Below are 22,676 nucleotides of genomic sequence, written 5' to 3' on the forward strand. Positions count from 1 at the left end.
GATTGTAAATAATGAAAACGCCGTGTAATAAATGTGGAAAAACAATCGGTTTTTTTGACAGAAATTATAATATAGATAATGAAAAGTTAAACATAAAATATGATGTTCTTTGTGGCGACTGTAATAATGTCTTAAAAAAAGGCATCGAAAAATTAGACGATATGTATCAATGGATGATGAATAACCTTAAAAAAAATAAGGATGTTCAAAAAAATGGAATGGTTTCGGTTGAGGCAGACCTACTGATTCTGCTGGCAGTTGAGGCTCTTTTTTCGGTTGCACCTGACTATTACCATTTAGATTCCCCCCTCAACCAGACCTTTATTCGGGCTAAAGAGAGCCGGGGCGTCGACCGGCAACGGGATATTGTGCGGATTGTGCACATTCTGCTGCTTTACGGGTTTGAAACCAATTTAAAAGAACAGGGATTGGATACTACCCGAAATTTCATTGCCTATATGATCCAAAATGAACAATTTCTGGAAGAAGTGGAAGTCAATTGCGGGGTTGAGGACGAACTCATCAAGGCCAATGTGTTTTTGAGCCGTCGGGGTTTGATCATTGATACCCTTGATAATCCTAAACTGATCTATATTTCGATCCCCAGCGATGTACTGGTAGATTATCAGGTTCAATCTTCGGAAATTATTAATGAAGTGATTCTGAAAAATGTTTTCTATCCCTGGGATAAGAAAAAAAAGGTGGTCCTGACCCTTGTTTCAGAAAGTGTTTTGTTTTCAGTGGCCAACGCCATTGACCGGTTCAATCAGAAGACCAGCAAGCTACAGGACAAACTGAAAAAAGACAGTCTGGAATATTTTAACGACCGGGTTGTCGAAGATCTGGAAAAAATAAAACCTGGCGAATTTATTGAGGCAATCCATTTGGATTGTTTGCTTTTGTGTATTGTCAAAAATTTAAAAAGCCAGAAGATGTTTTCGATGGAAGCTTTGTTTGATCCCAAAGGCACTGCCATTGAACTGCTCTGGGCTTATTATCGACAAAATCTGCGAAATATGGGCATTGACAATAATGAAAAGATCGTTACCTATCTTTTGAAAAATTGTCTTTATACTGAAGGGTTCAATATCAAGCATGGCAATAAACCAAGCGACAAAGGCTGGGGCTTTTTCACAACCAAGGGTTATATTATTTATTTCCGTCGCAGTCGGCAGGTGTTTTTCATCTATACTGAAACCTTCCCCAATCCCCTGTATCATCCCTGTAACCGGGTCACCTATGAAGACAAACAATATTTACAGCTGATTATGAACAATGGCCGAAGTCTCGGGGAAGAGCAACGGGAACTGGACGAACTGATCTTTTATAGTGATGAACCCGAAACCATTACTCAAATGGAGCGTTTTTTTGAACGCCATAACCTCTATTATCAAATGGAGACCTTTCTCAAAAAACAAAAAGAAGTTCAGCGAAAACGGGAGAAATATCTGCAAGTACAGCGGATTATCAATCATATTTTCAATGATTTCGGATTTATGCCCTATTGTATCTATGATGAGTGGTATGTGATTCAGACTGAGCTGAAAAAAGATGATATCCTGTTGAATAAACTCATCGATACCGATGCCGGCCTGAGGAAAAACTATACCCTGGGTCAGATAACTTATGCCCCAAAAATTATCGAAGCCTTCAACCAGGGAGCTGAGGCGGTTCAGAGCTCATTGAATATTGTCGAAGATTCGGTAGCCCGGGCGATTTTATGGGTGGCTTTCAAAGAGGCTGTTACTGAGACCTTGTCACAGGAATGGGTGCGGATTGCCGGTGAACTTCTGGATAAAGAAGATAATGCCTTGTCAGCATTTTTCAAATATGTTAATCTCAAGAACATTGAACCAGATAAGGTCTATTTTATGGGACTATTCATCTACCATCTGATGGATCGTGAAATCCTTCAGTCGGATAATTTTCTAGATAACTATGAGGGCGCTGTGCGAATTTTCCTTGAATGTCGCCGGGTTATTGAAGAACCCAATTTTGAAGGAACGATTCTGCCGATGGACGAACTGCTGCAAGAAGTATTTCCAGAAAAAAAGAAAGAAGAGAGCAACCTGTAGAGGAGAAAAATCATGCGTGTTCTTTTAGTTGAGGATGAAAAGCCCCTGGCTGCGGCATTGGGGAAGATTTTTGAAAAAAATAAAATATTAGTTGATGTTGTTAATGATGGCATTGAAGGTAAGTTGCTTAGCGAGCATGATGTCTATGACGTGATTATTTTGGATATAATGCTTCCGGGAATGACTGGTTTAGAAATTTTACGCTCGATCCGGGAGGCCGGAAAGAATGTTCCGATTCTCTTGTTAACCGCCAAAGATGACACCAAAGACAAGGTCAACGGACTAAACATGGGCGCCGATGATTATCTGGTTAAGCCGTTTGTGACCGAAGAGTTAATTGCCCGGGTTAGAGCCCTGGGACGACGACCCTGGGAGGTTTATCAGGACAATGTGATCCGCTTTTCAAACATTTCCCTGAATATCAACTCCGGGGAATTGTATGTCGATGATGTTTTAAACCGACTCACCGCCAAGGAAGCCCAATTGCTGGAAATGTTTATTCGTAATCCTGGTATGACCATCTCAAAAGAGCAGATTCTGGACCGGATCTGGGGAATCGAGAGCATGGCTATGGAAAATAGTGTGGAGATCTATGTCCACTATTTGCGAAAAAAGCTGGACACCTCCCAGGCCTATATTAAGACCATTCGCGGCTTGGGTTATGTTTTAAAGGAGAAGGAGAATGTTAAGCCTTAACAAGCTTCGGATCAACCTCACCCTGATGAATACGGGAGTCCTGATTGGACTCCTATTATTTATTTCCATATTTCTGTACGTAGTTTTGAGTATGGATGTGGAGACAAATGTGAATAATAACCTTAAAATATATTGCTCGCAGCTGGCCAACGAAATTGAATATCTGGAGCGTCAGGAAGCCGGACAAGAGGTTGCCGAAGAAGAAAAACAGGGTTATTTTGAATATACCCGCAGTCTCGTTCAGAATAATATCTCCTATGTTATTTTTGATCAACAATTCAGCGTTCTGGATCAGTCCTATTCCCTTCCGCTTGAAGAAGCAAAACTGGTGGAAATATCGAAGCACTATTTTGCAGGTAATAACGAAAAATATCTGATCAGTAATTATAAGCAGGGCGACAAGGATTATAAAATTTGCACCTATGCAGTGGTCAATAAAAATGGCGAATTAAAAATTGTCCAAGCCATGAAAAATATGGCATCGGAACGATCGCTGTTGGGAAATGCTCAGGAAATGGTGGGATTCACCATCCTGATCGGAGCCTCATTATCCTTTCTGGGCGGTTATTTTTTGTCCGGCCGGTCCCTGATTCCGATCAAAAAAAGCGTGGAACGACAGCAGGAATTTCTGGCTGATGCTTCTCATGAGCTACGGACACCGATTGCTGTGATCCAGACGAATCTGGAAGTGGTCAAGGCCAGTACCGATGAAAGTGTGGAAAGTCAGCTGACCTGGATCAACAACGCCTATGATGAGATTCAATGGATGCAGCATATAGTGGAAGATCTGATGTTTTTAGCCCGGGCGGATTCCGGGGATATGATGGTACAGCAGGAACCGGTGGATCTAACCTATTTAATCAAGGTAGTCTGTGAGAAAATGGCACCGCTAGCCGGGAAGAAAGGAATTGCTTTTATCAATAAACTGGAGGATGATTTGATCATTACCGGTGATGAAAAACAAATTACCCAGTTGCTGGTGATTCTTTTGGATAACGCCATTAAATATAGTAGTGAAAACACGGTTATTCGCGTCATCGGGAAGAACACCCTTCAGGGGGTATCGGTGGAAGTCATCGATCAGGGGATCGGGATTCCCAAAGATGAGATAAGCAAGGTAACGCAACGGTTTTATCGGGTTGACAAGGCTCGTTCCCGAACCGAGGGTGGAACCGGTCTGGGGTTGTCGATTGCCAATTGGATTGTGGACGAGCACCATGCCGGCATGATTATCGAAAGTGAAGAAAAAAAAGGAACAAAAATTACATTGAATTTTGATAAGGGGGTAGAAAAAAAGTGAGCAGTCTGAAATTTTACGGGGATGAAATTATCACCGGGCCCGGCACCCTGGATACGATCAAAAACATCGCGGGACAACGGTTTTTTATTGTAACCGGGAAGTCCGCCTTATTTCGAAATGGGACAATCAAACGGGCCGAAACCCTTTTAAAAGAAAGTGCCAAAGATTACGATATTCTCAGTGGTATTGGTGCAAACCCCAGCGTTTTAGATGTGAAGGCGGGTTTGATCAAAATGCAGGACTTCAATCCGGATGTCGTTGTTGCCATCGGTGGCGGTTCCGTTCTCGATGCGGCCAAGGTTATGACCCTGATGTGTGAGTACGATGGGTTAACCATTGAAGCAATCAAAGCCGGCCAGGCGCCGGAAAAACGGGAGCGGATTAAACTCGTGGCCATCCCCTCAACCTCCGGGACCGCATCTGAGGTTACCCGGGCGGCCGTGATTACCTTCCCGGCAGAAAACATCAAAATCGGTCTGAAAACCAAGGCCTTTATTCCTGATGTGGCGATTCTGGATGGCGAGTTGGCCATGTCGATGCCACCCAATGTGATGGTGGAATCGGGAATGGATGCCCTGACTCATGGTCTGGAAGCAACTATTAATAAAAATGCCGACGACTTCACCAAAACCATGGCTAAGGGAGCGGTGGAAGGTCTGTTAAAGCATTTGCGTCAGTCCTATGAAACCGGGGATATTGACAGCCGACAGTGTGTCCATAATTTTTCCTGTCTGGCCGGGTTCGCTTTTCAAAATGCCGGCCTGGGAATGGATCATGGCATTGCCCACGCTTTCGGGGGCCGCTTTGGTACCAGTCACGGACTCCTCAATGCGATTGCTCTGCCTTACGTGCTGGAATACAATGGGCAGGATCCCCAGGTGGCCGAGGACCTCGAACAGCTATCCCGGTTAATCGGGAAAAACATCATCGCTGAAATTAAAGATTTGAATCAAACCTTCGGCATTCCCAGCTCCTTTCAGGCTGCCGGGATTCCGGAAGAACAATTCAAAACCCACTACAGTGAGTTGCTGAAAAACTCGCTGATGGGTTCCACCCAGCGGAATCCCATAAAAATGGATGCCGCTGAAATGGATAAGGTCTTAACCAGCATTTATTATGGTGAGAAGAAATTTTAATTTAGAAGCATATTAGAGTATTGCGAAACTGAGCCTGAAGTGCTCAGCATATTTGCGATTAACGATGAAATAAATATTTAGGAGAATACATGAGTTTATTAGACGGGTTAAACGCTCGACAACGAGAAGCAGCAGAAACCATCGATGGGCCACTATTAATACTGGCAGGGGCCGGATCAGGAAAAACACGAACCATTATCCATCGCATTGCCCATATTATTGAAACGGGACAGGCATGGCCCTCGCAGATTCTGGCCATCACCTTTACCAATAAAGCCGCTGGAGAAATGCGGGAGCGGATTGCCAAAATGAATATTGCGGACAGCAAACGGATTTGGATGTCGACCTTCCACGCCATGTGCGCCCGGATCATGCGAACCCATGCACAATGGTTGGGTTATGATGACAATTTTGTTATTTATGATATGGACGACCAGAAGCGTTTATATAAAAGTCTGATCAAAGAACTGGGACTCAATGATAAGTATTTTACCAACCAGTTTTTAAGCGGCGAAGTCTCCACTGCCAAAAATAATTTTGTCAGTCCGGAAGCCTATATGAAAGAAAATTCCGGCGATTTCCGAAAAGAAAAAGTCGGACTATATTATAAACGCTACCAGGAAAGCCTGAAAGCCAACAACGCCATGGATTTTGATGATCTGATCTACAATACCCTGGTATTATTTAAGGGTTTTCCTGAAATTCTGGAACAATATCAGAATCGCTTTAAATATATTATGGTTGATGAATACCAGGATACCAATCACAGCCAATACGAACTGGTCAACATGCTCGCCGCCAAATACAAAAACATTTGTGTCTGCGGGGACGATGACCAGAGTATTTATGGCTGGCGGGGAGCGGATATCAATAATATCCTGGACTTTGAAAAAGATTATGCCAACGCCAAAGTGGTTAAACTGGAAGAGAATTACCGCTCGACCCAGACCATTCTGGATTGTGCCAACGGTGTCATCGCCAGAAACACCGGCCGTAAGGAAAAGGCGCTATGGACCAATAATGATGGTGATGAAAAAATAATGATTGCCTCCTTTAACCAGGGTTATGATGAAGCCCGATTTATTGTTGATGAGATTAATGACAATATTACCAAGGGCAATGGCATCTTCGGCGATTTTGCGATTCTGTATCGAACCAATGCGCAGTCCCGGTTGTTTGAGGAAGCCCTGATGCGGGCCGGTTTGCCGTTCCAGTTAATCGGGGGCACCGGGTTTTACTCCCGGGTTGAAATTAAAGATATCATTGCCTATTTAAATGTGTTGAGCAATCCCAAAGACAATATGGGTTTCATGCGCATTGTCAATGTGCCTAAACGGGGGATCGGTTCGGCAACGATTGAAAAAATTGCCGAATACGCCAATTTTAAAAGCTTCAGTCTGATGCAAGCCTTCCACCATGTCGAAGAAATTCCGGAACTGAGCCCCAGCGTCAAAAATAAGGTCCGGGCTTTCAGCGAACTGATGAAGAAACTTGAAGCAATTCAGGAGACCGCCAGTTTAAGCGAACTGATCACGGCGGTGATTGAAAAAACCGGCTACCTGGAAATGCTGGAAACCGGAAAAATGGATAAGGGTGAAAGCCGCCTGGAAAATCTTCAAGAACTGGTATCCTCAGCCACGGACTTTGAAAAAAACAGTGATGATCAGAGCCTCAGCGCCTATCTGGAAACCGTAGCCTTGTCTTCGGAAACCGATAAATACGATGGCGACCAGGGTAAGGTGCTGCTGATGACTCTTCATAATGCTAAAGGGCTGGAATTCCCGATTGTCTTTATTCCCGGTCTGGAAGAAGGAATCTTCCCCCATGGCCGCGCCATGGATTCACCGGAGGATATTGAAGAAGAACGACGCATCTGTTATGTGGGTATTACCCGGGCCATGAAACGTCTTTATATTTCCTGGGCGGCCGAAAGAACCCTATACGGACGTCGTCAATTGCAAACCCCGTCCCGGTTTCTCAAAGAAATGCCGGATGAGGTGTGTGTGGAAAATAAACAGCGTTACGAGCGTAAGCCGGAAATTGACATTGAAACCAAAAAGAATAAAACCTTTTCTGAACGGGTTACCCAGTCGAAGGTCGCGATCCGCAGAAATAATGCCAATGCCGTTAACCTTCACAATGGCCCATCGGAAAATGGATTTGCGTTGACTGATAAGGTCAAACATAAAAAATTTGGCATTGGCACCGTGGTTGAAGTAAAAAATAATATGATTTCGGTCGCATTTCCCGGGGTAGGGATCAAAAAAATGGATCCGACTTTTGTGGAAAAGGCCTAGTTAAAAATTTAGTTAAAACAGTAATGAAGGATTGGAAACGAGTATGAGTGAGACCCGAATTGAAGCGTTAAAGAAAGAAATTGAAGCCCACAACCGGGCCTATTATATTGATGACGCCCCCCTGGTTTCAGACTATGACTATGATCAGCTAATGCAGGAACTGATTGCGCTGGAAACTGAAAACCCGGAATGGATTACCCCGGATTCCCCAACCCAGCGGGTTGGCGGCAGTCCTTCAGAGGGTTTTGACAAGGTGGTCTACAGCCGCCCCAAGCTGAGCCTCAGCAATGCTTTTAATGACGGGGATCTCCGGGATTTTGACCGCCGGGTGCGGCAAACCTGTCCCGAGGCAAGCTATGTGGTGGAATACAAATTTGACGGGTTAACGGTGGTGCTTAACTACGAAAATGGTCTGTTCGTTCAGGGCGCCACCCGGGGTGATGGGGAAGTGGGGGAAAATGTTACCACTAACCTTAAAACTATCCGAACCATCCCACTGCGTCTTTCAGAACCGGTAACCCTGGAAGTTCGGGGCGAAGTGTTTATGGGTAAAGCCGATTTCGAAAAACTGAATCAGCGGCGTCTGGCCGACGAGGAAAGCCCTTTTGCCAACCCCAGAAATGCAGCGGCCGGATCCTTGCGACAATTGGACCCCAGGCTAACGGCTTCCCGGCCATTGGATATTTTTGTCTTTAATCTGGAAGCGGTAGAAGGCTTTGAGCCTAAAACCCATCAGGAAACTTTGGACTATTTGAGAACCCTTGGTTTTAAAACCAGCGCGGTCAAAACCTTTTCTGATATCGAAGCGATCATTGAATACTGCAGCCTGATGGAAGCGGAAAGACGAAACCTGCCCTTTGAAATTGACGGTCTGGTGATTAAAGTGGATGAATTATCCTTTCGGGCGCAGTTGGGGAATACCTCAAAAAGCCCTCGCTGGGCGATGGCCTATAAATTTGCCCCGGACCAGGCCATTACCACCGTGGCTGCCATTACCGTTCAGGTCGGACGAACCGGCGCCTTAACCCCGGTGGCCGAACTTGTGCCGGTATCACTGGCGGGGTCGGTGATCTCTCGGGCAACCCTCCATAATGAAGACAATATTCGCGATAAAGATATCCGCATCGGCGACCAGGTGGTGATCCAGAAGGCTGGTGATGTCATTCCGGAGGTGGATCATGTGGTGTTTGAAAAGCGATCGGGAAACGAGGTTGTTTTTCAAATGCCAAAACGCTGTCCGGTTTGTGATGAACCGACCTTTCGGATTGACGGGGAAGCCGTGACCAAATGCTTGAATATGGCCTGCCCGGCCCAGGTATTTCGCAAACTGGTGCACTTTACGTCTCGGGATGCGATGAACATCGAAGGGTTGGGACCGGGAGTGCTGCGGCTGCTGATGGCCGATAAACTGGTGATAAACCCGGTGGATATCTATCATTTAGATCAAAAAAGAGAACAGTTGGTCACCCTTGAAAAGCTGGGGGAAAAATCGGTGGACAATCTTTTGGCCGGGATTGAAGCCTCAAAAACACGGGAATTATCCCGGTTGATTTTTGGTTTGGGAATTCCACTGGTGGGTGCCCGGGGGGCAAAAATTCTGGCGGAGCATTATCAAAACATGGACAATCTGATCCAGGCCCAAGTGGAGGAACTCAAAGCGATTTTTGAAATTGGCGAAAAAATGGCCACTGAGATTGTCGATTTTTTCCAGACCCCCACCAATATTGAAATTATCAGAGAACTGGAGGCCGCGGGGCTAAATATGATTCAGGAAACCCGCTTAGTGTCACAGACCCTGGCCGGAAAGACCTTTGTGCTCACCGGCACTCTACCCACGCTTGACCGCCGGGAAGCGAAAGCATTGATTGAAGCCAATGGTGGTAAGGTAGCTGGCAGCGTCAGTAAAAAAACCGATTTTCTTCTATCTGGTGAAAAATCCGGGTCCAAATATGAAAAAGCCCAGTCGTTGGGAATTGCAATAATTGATGAAAATGCGTTTTTAACCCTTGTCACGGGTGGTGGGTTTGATCTATAATGAAGGGTGATTTTTAGAATCGGACTGACAGCTCCGGCTGTTAACATACAAAATCAGCGCAGTATTTATTTTTGAAGAAGTGCTTAAAGAAATGATTAGAAGAATAACCGCGAAAGTCAATAGCAAAGAAAGGATAACGAATATGAGTTTAACACGAGAAGATGTCACCTACGTGGCCAATCTTGCCCGTTTGGAATTTTCTGAGGATGAAGTGATCGCTCTGGCTGACCAACTGGGGGCCGTACTGGATTATGCGGAAACCCTCAGCGGATTGGACACATCTAAAATCAAAGCCACCGAACATGTGCTGGCAGTTCAGAATGTCTTTCGGAAGGACGAAATCAAGCCCTGTCTGACTAATGAAGAAGCTTTGGCCAATGCGCCGGAAAGCGAAGCCGGGTGCTTTAAGGTTCCCCGGGTTATGGAATAGGAGGCAATAATGGAATTATATCAAAAAACCATACATGAAATAAATGACCTTCTGGATAAAAAAGAAGTCACAGTTACGGAGGTGACCCAAGCGGTGGTTAACCGCATTAACGCAGTTGAAAAAGCCACCGATGCCTATCTCAGTCTCCAGACCGAAGCAGCATTGGAAGCAGCTCAGGGACTGGACAATGAGCTGTCCGGACGAACCCAAAGAACGCCACTGGAAGGAATTCCTTACGGACTCAAAGATAACATGTGCACCAAGGGGATCTTGACCACCTGTGCGTCAAAAATGCTGTATAACTTCAATCCCCCTTATAATGCCGAGGTGTACGACCGACTTAGCGATGATGGCGGCATTTTGTTGGGAAAAACCAATATGGATGAGTTTGCCATGGGTTCCTCCACCGAAAATTCAGCCTATAAGAAGACCCGCAATCCCTGGGATTTAAACAAGGTACCCGGTGGCTCCAGTGGTGGATCAGCCGTTGCCGTGGCTGCCGATACGGCCTTTTATACTTTGGGATCAGACACCGGCGGATCGATCCGTCAGCCCGCCTCTTTCTGTGGAGTGGTGGGGATGAAACCAACCTATGGTCTGGTCTCCCGCTATGGTCTGGTGGCCTTTGCCTCCTCACTGGATCAGATCGGACCGTTCACCAAGGACGTTGAAGATTGTGCCCTGGTGTTAAATGCCATTGTTGGCCATGATGCCAAGGATTCCACCTCTCTCAATCTGGAAAAAATCGATTATACCCAAAACCTCAAACAAGGGGTTAAGGGGTTAAAAATTGGCGTGGCCAAAGAATTTTTCGGCGAAGGCCTCCAACCGGAAGTCCGCAAAAGTCTGGAAGATGCCATCGCCATCTATAAAACCCTGGGGGCCGAAATTGTTGACGTATCCTTCCAGCATCTGGACTATGCCCTGTCCGCCTATTATATGATTTCGTCCGCTGAAGCCAGCTCCAACCTGGCCCGTTACGACGGCATCCGTTATGGTTTCAGAGCGGAAGAATACAGCGATCTGGTTGATCTTTACAAGAAAACCAGAAGCCAGGGCTTTGGTGACGAGGTAAAGCGCCGGATCATGCTGGGTACCTATGCCCTCAGTTCTGGTTATTATGACGCCTATTACAAAAAAGCCATGCAGGTGCGAACCATCATCAAAGCTGACTTTGATCAGGTCTTTGGTGGTTGCGATGTGCTGTTGACCCCAACCGCGCCGACCACAGCTTTTGGGATCGGCGAAAAAACCAGCAATCCGCTGGAAATGTATCTGACCGATATTTATACCGTACCGGTTAACATTGCTGGGATTCCCGGCGTTTCAATTCCCTGCGGCCTGGACAACAATGGGATGCCGATTGGAATGCAGCTGCTGGGACCGATCTTAAGTGAAGAGACCCTGTTAAAAGCCGCCTGGGCCTTTGAGCATGAATCAGGCCTGACGAATTTAAAAGCACCATTGGGAACGGAGGTCTAAATCATGGAATATGAAATTGTCATTGGGATGGAAATCCATATTGAGTTAGGTACTAAAACAAAGATATTCTGTTCGTGTCCGACCGAGTTTGGCCAGGATGAGAACACCCATACCTGCCCGGTGTGTCTGGGAATGCCGGGGGTTTTGCCGGTATTAAATGAAAAAGTGGTTGAATACGCGACTCGGGCTGGCTTGGCGCTTAATTGCGAAATTGCCCACTTTAGCAAAATGGACCGAAAAAACTATTTCTATCCAGATTTGCCAAAAGCCTATCAAACCTCCCAGTTTGATTTACCCATCTGTACCGGTGGCGTGGTTGGCATTGAAGTCGACGGCGTTAAAAAAGATATCGGTATTACCCGCATCCATATTGAAGAAGATGCCGGCAAGCTGCTTCATGAATCGGCCGACGGAACCCTTCTGGACGTTAATCGTTGTGGCGTGCCGCTGATTGAGATCGTCACCGAGCCGGATCTGCGCAGTGCCGAGGAAGCCCGCGCTTTTGCTGAAAAGGTCAGAAACATTCTGGAATACACCGGCGTCTCTGACTGTAAAATGGAACAGGGCTCGATGCGTTTTGACGTGAATCTGTCGATTCGGGAAAAGGGATCCGAAGTACTGGGAACCCGAACCGAAATGAAAAACCTTAATTCTTTCCGGGCACTGATCCGGGCGGTTCAATACGAAAGTAAACGACAGATCATTGAGATTAAAAAGGGCCATACGATTATTCAGGAAACCCGGAAATGGGATGACTCCAAGGGCACATCTTCTTCGCTGCGAAGCAAGGAAGAAGCCCACGATTACCGTTATTTCCCGGAACCGGATCTGGTCCCGATTGTGCTGGAACCGGCCACTATCGAAAAAATCAAAAGCGAACTGCCGGAATTGCCGGAAGCTAAAAAGAAGCGCTATATTGATGAATATAAATTACCGGAATACGATGCCGGGGTGTTGACCACCACCGGTGTTACGGCCCGATTCTTTGAAGAAGCCGTCGCTCTGTATAACGAACCCAAGCAGATTTCTAACTGGATGATGGTTGAAATTCCGCCGCTGTTAAAAGAAAACGAACTGAGTATGGAAAACATTTCCATTACGCCGGCGCAATTGGTGGAATTGCTGAAACTGGTCAAAAACAATGAAATCAGTGGCAACACCGGTAAAGAAGTCTTAAAAGAAATGTTCAGTACCAGCAAAAACCCGGGCGACATCGTCAAGGAAAAGGGTCTGGCACAAATGAGTGACACCGGGGAACTGGAAGCCATCATTGAAAAAATCGTTTCGGATAATCCCAAATCGGTTGAAGATATTGGCGCCGGCAATGAAAAAGCCTATGGCTTTTTAACCGGACAGGTGATGAAGGCCACCAAGGGAAAAGCTAATGCCCAGGTCGCCAACGAGCTTATTCGAGCTGTCGTAGCCAAACATTTAGCATAAAACAACAATAATTCGACTAGCTAAGGGATTACTGCAAGACTTGTAGTAATCCCTTAAAAAATAATAGAATAATAAAGGAAAAACATGGAAAACATTGAAGTAATAAAAGAAATAACTATTGATACCAACAATCAACGGATTGATGGCCGGGAAGTCCACGAACTAAGACCAATAAAGGTCACCCGTCACTTTATTAAAAATGCCCAGGGATCCGTGCTCATCGAAGTGGGCGATACCAAAGTCATTTGCACCGCCATGGTGGAAGAAAAGGTACCGCCATTTTTAAAAGGCCAGAAAAAGGGCTGGGTCACTGCCGAGTATGAAATGATACCGGGGTCCACCAACACCCGCAAAAGTCGCGATCGTAACCGCGGCAAAATCGATGGCCGAACGATGGAAATCCAACGCTTAATCGGGAGAAGTTTGCGGTCTGTCATCGATCAGACCATGCTGGGGGAACGAACCATCTGGATTGACTGCGATGTGATTCAGGCCGACGGCGGAACCCGGACCGCGGCGATTACCGGTTCATTTCTGGCCCTTCATGACGCCTTGTCAGCGCTGATCGAAGCGGGAAAAATCAAAGCCATGCCAATCACCAATTTTGTCGCCGCCACCAGTGTCGGGATTTATCAGGGCGAAGCCATTGTTGACCTGTGCTATGAAGAAGATTCGAACGCCGAGGTTGATATGAATATGGTCATGACTGAAAGCGGCGAAATCATCGAAATTCAGGGAACCGGTGAAGAACGTCCCTTTAAAAAGGAAGAACTTCAAAAGATGCTGGAACTGGGAGAAGCAAGCATCAAAAAAATCATTGCCTTCCAAAAAGATACATTACAGGATTAACGGGTAAGTTATAATGAGAACAATACTTTTAGCCACCGCAAATCAGGATAAGGCCACCGAACTGAAGGCGATGCTGGGCGAGGATTTCGAAGTCCAGACGATGAAGGATTTTGGGATTGACATTGACATCATTGAAGACGGTCTGACCTATGAAGCGAATGCGCTGATTAAGGTCCGGGCGTTACAACCCTATGTTCAGGGAAAAGATCTGATTATTATGGGGGATGACTCCGGCTTATCGGTGGATTGTCTTAATGGGGCGCCGGGAATCTATTCAGCCCGTTACGCCGGTGACAATGTCAGTTATTCTGACAATAATAAAAAACTCCTGCAGGAAATGGCAGCTGTGCCGGCAGAAAATCGGGGTGCGGCTTTTATTACGGCGATCGCGATGATTTTACCGGATGGCCGGGAGTTGACCTGCGAAGGTCTGGTCCGGGGGAAAATTGCCTTTGATTATTGCGGCTCCGGCGGATTCGGCTATGACCCGCTGTTTATCCACGAAGCGTCGGGCCGCTGTTACGGCGATATGACCAAAGCAGAAAAAAACCGCCTCAGTCATCGGGCGGCAGCCGTTGAAAAGGCCCGGGAAATGCTGAATCAGGCGCTTTAACAAAACGGGATAATCGGGATTTTTGGTTAGCGGAAAGAAGAGGATGGGGTAAAAATGAAAATTGGCGTAATGAGTGACAGTCATGGCAATCTGAAAGCGGTGAAACAGGCGGTTGAGGAAATTGGACAGGTGGATGTCATCATCCATCTAGGAGATTATGTGGAAGATGCCCTCTATCTACGAACAATCACAAATATCCCCGTCCACATCCTGAAGGGAAATTTGGATTCTTTTGCTGAAGATGGTAGCATCTCGCTGGAAACCACCTTGGGTGGGGTTAAATTTTTTGCCTGCCATGGCCATAAGTACGGGGTCAAAAATGATCTGCACCGCATTTACTATGCCGGGTTGGAAAAAAATGCCCAAGTAATCCTCTATGGCCATACCCACCACGCTTATATTGAAGACGATGGTCGTGTGCTGATTATGAATCCCGGTTCGGTGGGGGCACCGAGAATGGGTGATCCCGAAAGCTACGGTCTGATTATTATTGAGAACGGGGAAATTGAGGCAAAAATCATTCCACTCTGGAACGATCACCGGGAATTATAAAACAATTATGCTTGACAAAGTTTCATTGTTCGATTAGTATTGAACTATGAATAATATTGATTTAGTAAAGATTTTCAAGGCTCTTTCAAGTGAACAACGGTTGAATATTTTTAAAATGCTTTATGAATGGAATCGGACAACTTCTGAAGGAACAGTGGACTGCCTGTGTCTGGAGGAGGGGGTGGAAAAGTGCTTTACCAAAACCTGCGATTGTCTCGATTTATCAAAGTCTACCATCTCGCACCATTTTAAAGAGCTTGAAAATGCCGGTTTGATTAATTGTACCCGAATCGGGCAAAGTTCAGTTTGTAAGATTAACATGGAAGCGGTTCAGGCGATCAGGGATTTTCTAAAATAGCTTAGTCTGCTCGCTTGAAGTTCGATAATTATGAAACAATAAAACTAAAATGCGACTAAATGAAAGTTGAAAGGAAGCAATTTATGCTTAAAATTAACGATGTGTCAATGACCTATCAAAAAGGCAAGAAAGAAGCGTTAAAAAATGTCAGTTTAAATATTCAAGAAGGTGAGTTTACCGCCTTGCTGGGACAAAATGGTGCCGGGAAAAGTACCTTGATTAATATCTTGGCAGGTAATGTCAAAAAGACAAGCGGTACTGTCAATATCGGAGGCTATGATATTGATAAAAAGGAGTTGGAAACAAAAAAAATAATTGGCATCGTCCCTCAGGATACCGGCTATGATTTTGTCTTTACGGTAGATGAAGCTCTAAAAAAACAATCGGGTTATTTTGGAATCAAGAATAATAAGGAATATATTGATGAACTTCTTGACGCACTGTACTTAACCGAAAAAAGAAGTGCCCGAATCAGGGACCTATCCGGGGGGATGAGAAGGCGGTTTTTAATTGCCAAGGCTTTGGTTCATAAACCTAAAATCCTGATTCTGGATGAGCCCACCGCCGGTGTCGATATCGAAATGCGTCACACCTTATATGACTTTCTGGTTAAACTGCACAAATCAGGAACCACCATCATTCTGACCACTCACTATATTGAAGAAGCGGAGAAACTGTGTAAGCGGATCGTGATCATTGACGGTGGTAAGATTATTGCCGATGAACCCAAAGAAGAGCTGATGGATGCATTTTCTCGGGAATCTGTCATTGAAGTTCACTTTGATGAGGAGCTTAATCTGGCAGATTTTGATTTTTTAAGCGAGTATCACCCGCATATCGCAGATAAAACCAGGCTGCAGCTGAAGGCCTCAAAAAAGGACTTATCCAAAGTCTTTAGACAACTTTCAGAGAAAAACATGGAATTCACTAATCTGGTAGTGGAAAGACCAAAATTGGAAGATATTTATTTAAATATCATTAAACATTAGGAGGGCGCATGAAAAACAGGATATTTTATAACAGAGTTGGATTTTTAACCCTCTTTAATAAGGAGATCCATCGGTTTATGAAGGTGCCAGTTCAGACCGTTCTGGCACCGTTGATTTCGAATATTTTATATATGTTAATCTTTGGGGGGATGTTGCAAACCAGATCGGTTGGGATTGAAGGGATCAGTTATCTTAATTTTCTGGTGCCGGGCTTAGCAACAATGGGAGCGATTTTTGCCGCCTTTCAAAATCCGTCCTTTTCGATCATCTCACAGAAATTTCAGAATACTATTCAGGATTTGAACAGTTACCCCATATCCATTACCGAAAAAATTCTGGCCTTTATTTTTGGTGGGATGTTCCGCGGGGTTCTAGTCGGTATCCTGACTTATGCGGCAACAATTTTCTTTGTCGGTTATGAAGTCGAATACCCCATCTTTTTCGTACTGGCATTAACCGCGACATCCTTTGTGTTTGCATCTCTGGGCTTGATTGCCGGCCTGGTGCTGGATAATTTTGAGAAGATGAATTTTGCGCTGGCGATCGTCATCACCCCACTTACCTATCTGGGCGGGGTATTTTTTGAGATTTCCAAGTTGCCGGGCATGTTATCAGCCATCAAATATATCAACCCCATCTATCCGCTGGTTAATGTGTCCCGTTACGCCTATATCGGGGTATGTGAGGGCAATATTGTCATTCATGTGCTATTGACAATGGCACTGGTTATTGGCTCATTTTTAATCGCCGCGTACATCTTCAAAAAAGGCGTGGGAATCAAAACGGTCTAAGCTGCGGTTATTATTAATGACCAGATTTGAAGGTTCGTTAAAATGGAGAAACAAAGAAAAAACAAAAAAGAGTTGACAACTCTTTCTATTTCAAGTATACTAACACTTGTCTCTAAGAGAGGCAATGCGGGTGTAGCTCAGTGGTAGAGCCCTGGCCTTCCAAGCCAGTCGCGAGGGTCCGATTCCCTTCACCCGCTCCATTTTTGCGAAAAGAATTGAGCGCCTGTAGCTCAGTAGGATAGAGCAACGGCCTTCTAAGCCGTGTGCCAGAGGTTCGAATCCTCTCAGGCGCACCATTTTATTTAAAACATTATATCGTGGTGGGTATAGTTCAATCGGTTAGAGCGTCGGATTGTGATTCCGGAAGTTGTGGGTTCGAGTCCCATTATCCACCCCATTTTCTATATCATTATTATTGTTATAGGGGTATAGCCAAGTTGGTAAGGCACCAGATTTTGATTCTGGCATTTCGTAGGTTCGAGTCCTGCTACCCCTGCCACTTTTACCAGGCAGAGACGACAGAAAAAACTAAACAATGCACATGACCCATTAGCTCAGTTGCAAAGTAGAGAACCCAAATCTTTGATTTGGTGTGAATCACTTAGTCTGGCAAACAAATGGATCATACAAACCTATGAAGACAAACAATAATTTAATATTTTATCTGACCCATTAGCTCAGTTGGTAGAGCATCTGACTTTTAATCAGGGTGTCGGGCGTTCAAGTCGCCCATGGGTCACCATTTGAAATCATAACCGCAGAAATTGCGGTTTTTTTATTTTTTGAAAAATGTTAAAATGACTTAATTGTTGTTTTATAACAGGTTGGGGTATAATCAGAGCAAATCGATATCGAAGAGTCATGTCGATAGAAAAAGGAGCAGTTGTGAAAAAAGGCCAAATATTAACGCGCATAATCAAAATAATAGGATTGGTATTGGTAGCGTTCATTATCGGAATACTGACCTATCTGGGTGATTATTACCATGCTGATCAAACGGCTCATGAGGCTCTGATCTCTGACGATCAGGTGACTGTCAGGGTAGCGGGAAATCTGACCATTTTTACGCCGACCGCAGGCCAGGATGAAACGGGTTTTATCTTTTATCCCGGCGGCAAGGTGGAAGATATTGCCTATGCTCCGTTGATGCGTTCGTTGGCAGAACAAGGCTATGCGGCGGTGGTCGTGGGGATGCCCTTTAATCTGGCAGTGTTTAATGTCAATGGCGCAGATAAGGTGTTGGAAACGATGCCGGAAATAGAGCAGTGGATCATGGTTGGGCACTCGTTGGGCGGCGCCATGGCTGCGGATTATCTGGCCGGACATGAAGATCAGGTGGATGGGTTAGCTTTGTTGGGGGCTTATCCCAATCAATCACTGGCCCAGAGCAGCCATCCGGTCCTGAGTCTCTATGGCAGCGAAGATCAGATTATCGACCAACAGGGCTTTGCTGAAGGTCGGAATAAGATGCCGGTCAATGCCAGTTATCACGAAATAGCTGGTGGCAATCACAGTGGCTTTGGTAATTATGGAGCACAGGTCGGCGATGGGATAGCTGCCATTTCGTCGGTCGAACAGCAAGCCGTGACGGTGGCAAAAATTATGGAAATCTGGAGAGGAAACTGAGATGGTAAATGATAATAAAAAAAAGAACATTAAAGAAATAATTCTGGCTGGTGGCTGTTTCTGGGGAACGGAAATGTACTTTCAGGCCATCAGAGGGGTTCTGAAAACTGAGGTGGGTTATGCCAATGGAAAAACCCAAAACCCCAGCTATGAGGACGTCTGTCATCGAAATACAGGGCATGCCGAGGTGGTTAAGGTGATTTATGACAATCAGGTGATCAGCCTGCCATTTCTGTTAAGTATGTATTTTGAAGTCATCGATCCCGTGGCGGTGAATCGTCAGGGGAATGATGTCGGGACCCAATACCGCACCGGCATTTATTATTCGGATCCTGCCGATGAGGAAGTGATCTTAAAGTCAGTCCATGAATTGAGACTGGAATATGGGGTGCCACTGGCCATCGAAGTATTGCCGCTGGAAAATTACAGCTCCGCCGAAGCCTATCATCAGGACTATCTGATCAAAAATCCCGGTGGGTATTGCCACATCGGCAGTCGTGAATTTAAAAAGGCTGCGGAAGCCCGGGACCCGTCTGTAAAATAAGAAGTGGGTAATGGCAAGTTGCTTGCAAAACCCGGGATACTTTCACAAGCAGCAAATAAAGAGATATTGAAAAGAGGAAAAAGCATGAGCATCATTGGTAACATTATCTGGATTATTTTGGGGGGCCTGATTATGGCGATCGCCTGGTTGATCGCTGGCATTCTCTGTTGTATTACCATTATTGGTATACCGCTGGGGTTACAGGCTTTTAAAATGGCCCAGTTGGTCTTTTGGCCATTTGGAAAAACGGTTGATTATTCACAAATGGGAACCGGTTCGGTGATCTTAAATATTTTATGGATCCTGATTTTCGGCTGGGGTCTGGCAGCAGGATCCGCTATTCTAGGGATTATCTATTGCATTACTCTGATTGGAATCCCTTTTGGACTACAATGGTTTAAATTTGCCAAGCTGGCATTGTTTCCCTTTGGCGCACAAATTACCGATATTTAAGTAAGGGAAAAAGCTATTAAGCTTGACAAGAAAATGAAATCGATACTATAATAAACGGTGGGTGTATAATAAACCCACTGTTTTTAATATGATTTTGTTTATATAAATTTGTTGATTGTAGGAGGGTAAGGAACATCGAAACGAAAAAGACGTCCCAAAAACCCATCATTGAAATAAAAGATCTGGGGAAAACTTTTCGGCCCAAAAGTGGCGAAGTAAAAGCTTTAGATGGTATTAATCTAAGCATCAACCAGGGTGATATTTATGGCATTATTGGTATGAGCGGAGCTGGCAAAAGCACCCTGGTTCGCTGTATCAATCTGCTTGAAAAGCCCACCAGCGGCAGTGTCTTCATTGATGGACAAGATATATCTAAAATAACTGAAAAAGAACTGCGAACGGTGCGTTACTCGGTAGGTATGATTTTTCAGCAATTTAATTTGCTGATGCAGCGAACCGCCGAGAAAAATATTCTCTTTCCCCTTGAAATTGCCGGGGTGGATAAAGAAACGGCCAAAAAGCGAACCGCTGAACTTTTGGAATTGGTGGGCTTGCCAGATAAGGCGAAGGCCTATCCCTCGCAATTGTCCGGGGGACAAAAACAACGGATTGCGATTGCCCGAGCGTTGGCCAATAATCCCAAGATTCTGCTGTGTGACGAGGCCACATCAGCCCTTGATCCGTCCACAACCAATTCCATTCTTAAACTGTTAAAAGAAATCAATCATAAATTGGGCATTACCATTGTGATCATCACTCATGAAATGAGTGTGGTCGAACAGATCTGCAGCCATGTAGCGATCATCGATAAAAGCCGGATTGCCGAAGATGGCGAAGTTGAGGACATCTTCCGAAACCCGAAAACCGAGATTGCCAAAAAAATGATCTTTTCTGAAGGTGATCAAGGTCCGGTGGTGATGGGCAAAAACACCTATCGGATTGTTTTTGATGAAAAATCGTCCAGTGATTCGGTAATGGCAAAAATGATTCTGGAAACAAAATGCCTGGTCAATATCCTCCATGCCGACATGAAAAATATTGATGGTTTCGCTTTCGGGCAAATGGTGATTCAATTGCCTGAGGACGAGCTGAGTGCGGCCCGGGCCATTAACTATCTGCGCTCTCACCAAATAACAGTTGAGGAGGTGGGCAGTCATGTGGGATAGTTCAATGACAGCATTGATTGTTCAAGGGACCTTTGAAACCCTTTATATGACATTAGCATCAACACTGCTGGCTTATCTGATCGGATTACCCATGGGGGTCTTGCTGGTCACCAGCGATGCCGAGGGGATTGTACCGATGCGGTTACTCAACCAGGTGCTTAATATTGTGGTCAATATTACCCGCTCGATCCCATTTTTGATCTTGCTGATTGCGGTAATCCCGCTGACCCGGCTGATCACCGGAACTACCATCGGATCCACGGCCACGATCGTACCGCTGGTTATTGCAGCGGCACCATTTATTGCCCGGTTGGTGGAATCTTCCATCAAAGAGGTGGATTATGGCATTATCGAAGCATCGCTGTCGATGGGGGCCAGCCCGATGCAGGTGGTGACCAAGGTGATGATTCCCGAGGCAAAACCGTCGCTGATTATTGGTGCGGCTATTGCCACAACCACTATCTTAGGCTACTCAGCCATGGCGGGGATTGTTGGTGGCGGCGGTTTGGGAGATATCGCCATCCGTTTTGGCTACTATCGTTATGAAACCGGCATGATGGTCATTACTGTGGTACTGCTGGTTTTAATTGTGCAGCTATTCCAGGAAGTGGGAATGAAAATCGCCCAGAAACAGGATCGCCGAAAATAAAGTAGCGGGATGTTGCGATCAGTCGACGATGGGGGTTGACAGCGGACGATGTCCGTGTTATATTACATATTATTCAACTAGGAATTATATGAAAGAAATGAAAAGGAGAAGATCATGAAGAAATTAGGTTCAGTATTATTGATCAGCGTTCTCGGTTTGGCCCTATTCACAGGCTGTGCAGCTAAAGGCACAGATGACAAAACCATCGTTGTTGGAGCCAGCCCAACGCCTCATGGAGAGATTTTAGCAGTCGCGGGAGAAGTATTAAAAGAAGAGGGTTACACCCTTGAAGTTAAAGAATTCACCGATTATGTCCAACCGAATTTAACCCTGGAAAACAAAGAGTTGGATGCCAACTTTTTCCAGCATCTTCCTTACCTGGAAGACTTTAATGTCAAAAACAACACCAAGCTGGTTAGTGCCGGCGCCGTTCACTATGAACCATTGGGTTTATACCCGGGGAAAATAAAAACCCTGGATGCGATTGCCAGTGGCGCGACCATTGCCATTCCCAACGATACCACCAATGAAGCCCGGGCGCTGTTGCTGCTACAGACTATTGGCTTGATCAAAGTTGATCCCAATGTCGGTTTGGAAGCAACACCAAAAGATGTTATCGAAAATCCTAAAAATATCGTCTTTAAAGAACTGGAAGCAGCCCAGCTGGCCCGATCACTTCCTGATGTAGATTTGGCTGTCATTAATGGTAATTATGCCATTGAAGCCGGGCTGAATGCTGGCACCGATGCCATTGCCAAAGAAGAAAAAGATTCACTGGCAGCACAGACCTATGCCAACATTGTCGCAGTCCGTGCCGGCGAAGAAACTAGCGAAAAAACCCTGGCGCTGATGAAAGCACTGCAAAGCGAAAAGGTCATCAGCTTTATCGAAAGCAATTATCAGGGTGCCGTGGTACCGATGTCCTAAGTCAAAAGGTCCGGGAAACGTCTCAAATCAAGGTGTTTTAGACTGTCGAAAAGATAACCCAGTACCGACAATTGTTACATCATGTTGTACGCATCGGAGCGGACACGGCAGAGCCTGTCCGATTCCGCGGCGAACAACAGATTAACAATTGGTCGGTACGGTAGTTTATCGACTACCTCAAACGTCTCGAATCGAGGCGTTTCTTTTTTTGTCTGGAAATCAGGATTGGGTTGATTTTCAAAATAATGTTGCGTCCGTCAAATGAATT

At 45.3% G+C, this 22,676-nt stretch carries 21 protein-coding genes and 5 tRNA genes; all 26 read left to right on the plus strand.

Annotated elements, in window-relative coordinates; all coding sequences use genetic code 11:
• The first annotated feature begins 11 nt into the window (after positions 1-11).
• The 26 genes from ABGU93_RS05970 (at position 12) to ABGU93_RS06095 (ending at position 22,408) form a co-directional block, all read left to right on the plus strand.
• Entirely contained in the window at positions 12-2,075 is a 2,064-nt protein-coding gene (locus ABGU93_RS05970; RefSeq protein ID WP_347412571.1) for a hypothetical protein, read from the plus strand.
• A gap of 12 nt (positions 2,076-2,087) precedes the next feature.
• Positions 2,088-2,771: a response regulator transcription factor gene (locus tag ABGU93_RS05975; RefSeq protein WP_347412572.1), complete on the plus strand. Its 684-nt coding sequence runs from the start codon at positions 2,088-2,090 to the stop codon at positions 2,769-2,771.
• Complete coding sequence (locus ABGU93_RS05980; RefSeq protein WP_347412573.1) at positions 2,758-4,071, plus strand: ATP-binding protein; 1,314 nt, start codon at positions 2,758-2,760, stop codon at positions 4,069-4,071. Before ABGU93_RS05975 ends, ABGU93_RS05980 begins: the two co-directional genes overlap by 14 nt.
• Positions 4,068-5,207, plus strand: a complete 1,140-nt coding sequence (locus ABGU93_RS05985) for an iron-containing alcohol dehydrogenase (RefSeq protein ID WP_347412574.1) — start codon at positions 4,068-4,070, stop codon at positions 5,205-5,207. The genes ABGU93_RS05980 and ABGU93_RS05985 overlap by 4 nt, the downstream gene beginning before the upstream one ends.
• 89 nt (positions 5,208-5,296) lie before the next feature.
• Positions 5,297-7,504, plus strand: coding sequence for a UvrD-helicase domain-containing protein (locus ABGU93_RS05990; protein WP_347412575.1), 2,208 nt, complete (start codon positions 5,297-5,299; stop codon positions 7,502-7,504).
• Between the two features lie 43 nt (positions 7,505-7,547).
• Positions 7,548-9,539 (plus strand): NAD-dependent DNA ligase LigA, encoded by a 1,992-nt coding sequence (gene ligA, locus ABGU93_RS05995; protein WP_347412576.1) that lies wholly within the window; start codon positions 7,548-7,550, stop codon positions 9,537-9,539.
• 142 nt (positions 9,540-9,681) lie between these two features.
• Complete coding sequence (gatC, locus tag ABGU93_RS06000; RefSeq protein WP_347412577.1) at positions 9,682-9,969, plus strand: Asp-tRNA(Asn)/Glu-tRNA(Gln) amidotransferase subunit GatC; 288 nt, start codon at positions 9,682-9,684, stop codon at positions 9,967-9,969.
• A gap of 9 nt (positions 9,970-9,978) precedes the next feature.
• Positions 9,979-11,451, plus strand: a complete 1,473-nt coding sequence (gene gatA / locus ABGU93_RS06005; protein ID WP_347412578.1) for an Asp-tRNA(Asn)/Glu-tRNA(Gln) amidotransferase subunit GatA — start codon at positions 9,979-9,981, stop codon at positions 11,449-11,451.
• A 3-nt stretch (positions 11,452-11,454) separates the two neighbouring features.
• Complete coding sequence (gatB, locus tag ABGU93_RS06010; RefSeq protein ID WP_347412579.1) at positions 11,455-12,891, plus strand: Asp-tRNA(Asn)/Glu-tRNA(Gln) amidotransferase subunit GatB; 1,437 nt, start codon at positions 11,455-11,457, stop codon at positions 12,889-12,891.
• Positions 12,892-12,975: 84 nt separating this feature from the next.
• A complete protein-coding gene (gene rph / locus ABGU93_RS06015) occupies positions 12,976-13,740 on the plus strand; it encodes a ribonuclease PH (RefSeq protein ID WP_347412580.1) in 765 nt (254 codons plus the stop codon).
• A gap of 13 nt (positions 13,741-13,753) precedes the next feature.
• Entirely contained in the window at positions 13,754-14,353 is a 600-nt protein-coding gene (gene rdgB / locus ABGU93_RS06020) for an RdgB/HAM1 family non-canonical purine NTP pyrophosphatase (RefSeq protein ID WP_347412581.1), read from the plus strand.
• Between the two features lie 54 nt (positions 14,354-14,407).
• On the plus strand, positions 14,408-14,905 hold the full coding sequence (locus ABGU93_RS06025) for a metallophosphoesterase (protein ID WP_347412582.1): 498 nt from the start codon (positions 14,408-14,410) through the stop codon (positions 14,903-14,905).
• A 46-nt stretch (positions 14,906-14,951) separates the two neighbouring features.
• Entirely contained in the window at positions 14,952-15,263 is a 312-nt protein-coding gene (locus ABGU93_RS06030) for a metalloregulator ArsR/SmtB family transcription factor (RefSeq protein ID WP_347412583.1), read from the plus strand.
• A gap of 83 nt (positions 15,264-15,346) precedes the next feature.
• Entirely contained in the window at positions 15,347-16,252 is a 906-nt protein-coding gene (locus ABGU93_RS06035; protein ID WP_347412584.1) for an ABC transporter ATP-binding protein, read from the plus strand.
• A gap of 8 nt (positions 16,253-16,260) precedes the next feature.
• Positions 16,261-17,043 carry an ABC transporter permease gene (locus ABGU93_RS06040; RefSeq protein ID WP_347412585.1) on the plus strand — a complete coding sequence of 261 codons (783 nt, stop codon included), beginning with the start codon at positions 16,261-16,263 and terminating at the stop codon, positions 17,041-17,043.
• Positions 17,044-17,169: 126 nt separating this feature from the next.
• Positions 17,170-17,243, plus strand: a tRNA-Gly gene (locus ABGU93_RS06045).
• A gap of 19 nt (positions 17,244-17,262) precedes the next feature.
• Positions 17,263-17,339, plus strand: a tRNA-Arg gene (locus ABGU93_RS06050).
• 24 nt (positions 17,340-17,363) lie between these two features.
• Positions 17,364-17,440 (plus strand) — tRNA-His (locus ABGU93_RS06055).
• Between the two features lie 25 nt (positions 17,441-17,465).
• A tRNA-Gln gene (locus ABGU93_RS06060) sits at positions 17,466-17,542 on the plus strand.
• 167 nt (positions 17,543-17,709) lie between these two features.
• Positions 17,710-17,785, plus strand: a tRNA-Lys gene (locus ABGU93_RS06065).
• A gap of 143 nt (positions 17,786-17,928) precedes the next feature.
• The gene (locus ABGU93_RS06070) at positions 17,929-18,669 is read left to right on the plus strand and encodes an alpha/beta fold hydrolase (protein ID WP_347412586.1); all 741 of its coding nucleotides are present in this window, start codon (positions 17,929-17,931) and stop codon (positions 18,667-18,669) included.
• A gap of 1 nt (position 18,670) precedes the next feature.
• Entirely contained in the window at positions 18,671-19,213 is a 543-nt protein-coding gene (gene msrA / locus ABGU93_RS06075) for a peptide-methionine (S)-S-oxide reductase MsrA (protein WP_347412587.1), read from the plus strand.
• Between the two features lie 84 nt (positions 19,214-19,297).
• The gene (locus ABGU93_RS06080) at positions 19,298-19,666 is read left to right on the plus strand and encodes a YccF domain-containing protein (protein WP_347412588.1); all 369 of its coding nucleotides are present in this window, start codon (positions 19,298-19,300) and stop codon (positions 19,664-19,666) included.
• Between the two features lie 134 nt (positions 19,667-19,800).
• Positions 19,801-20,832 (plus strand): ATP-binding cassette domain-containing protein, encoded by a 1,032-nt coding sequence (locus ABGU93_RS06085; RefSeq protein WP_347412606.1) that lies wholly within the window; start codon positions 19,801-19,803, stop codon positions 20,830-20,832.
• Positions 20,822-21,481 carry a methionine ABC transporter permease gene (locus tag ABGU93_RS06090; RefSeq protein WP_347412589.1) on the plus strand — a complete coding sequence of 220 codons (660 nt, stop codon included), beginning with the start codon at positions 20,822-20,824 and terminating at the stop codon, positions 21,479-21,481. Before ABGU93_RS06085 ends, ABGU93_RS06090 begins: the two co-directional genes overlap by 11 nt.
• Before the next feature lie 114 nt (positions 21,482-21,595).
• Positions 21,596-22,408, plus strand: a complete 813-nt coding sequence (locus ABGU93_RS06095) for a MetQ/NlpA family ABC transporter substrate-binding protein (RefSeq protein ID WP_347412590.1) — start codon at positions 21,596-21,598, stop codon at positions 22,406-22,408.
• Positions 22,409-22,676: the final 268 nt, after the last annotated feature.

It is taken from the genome of Acetobacterium sp. (assembly GCF_039830195.1).
Lineage (GTDB): Bacteria > Bacillota > Clostridia > Eubacteriales > Eubacteriaceae > Acetobacterium.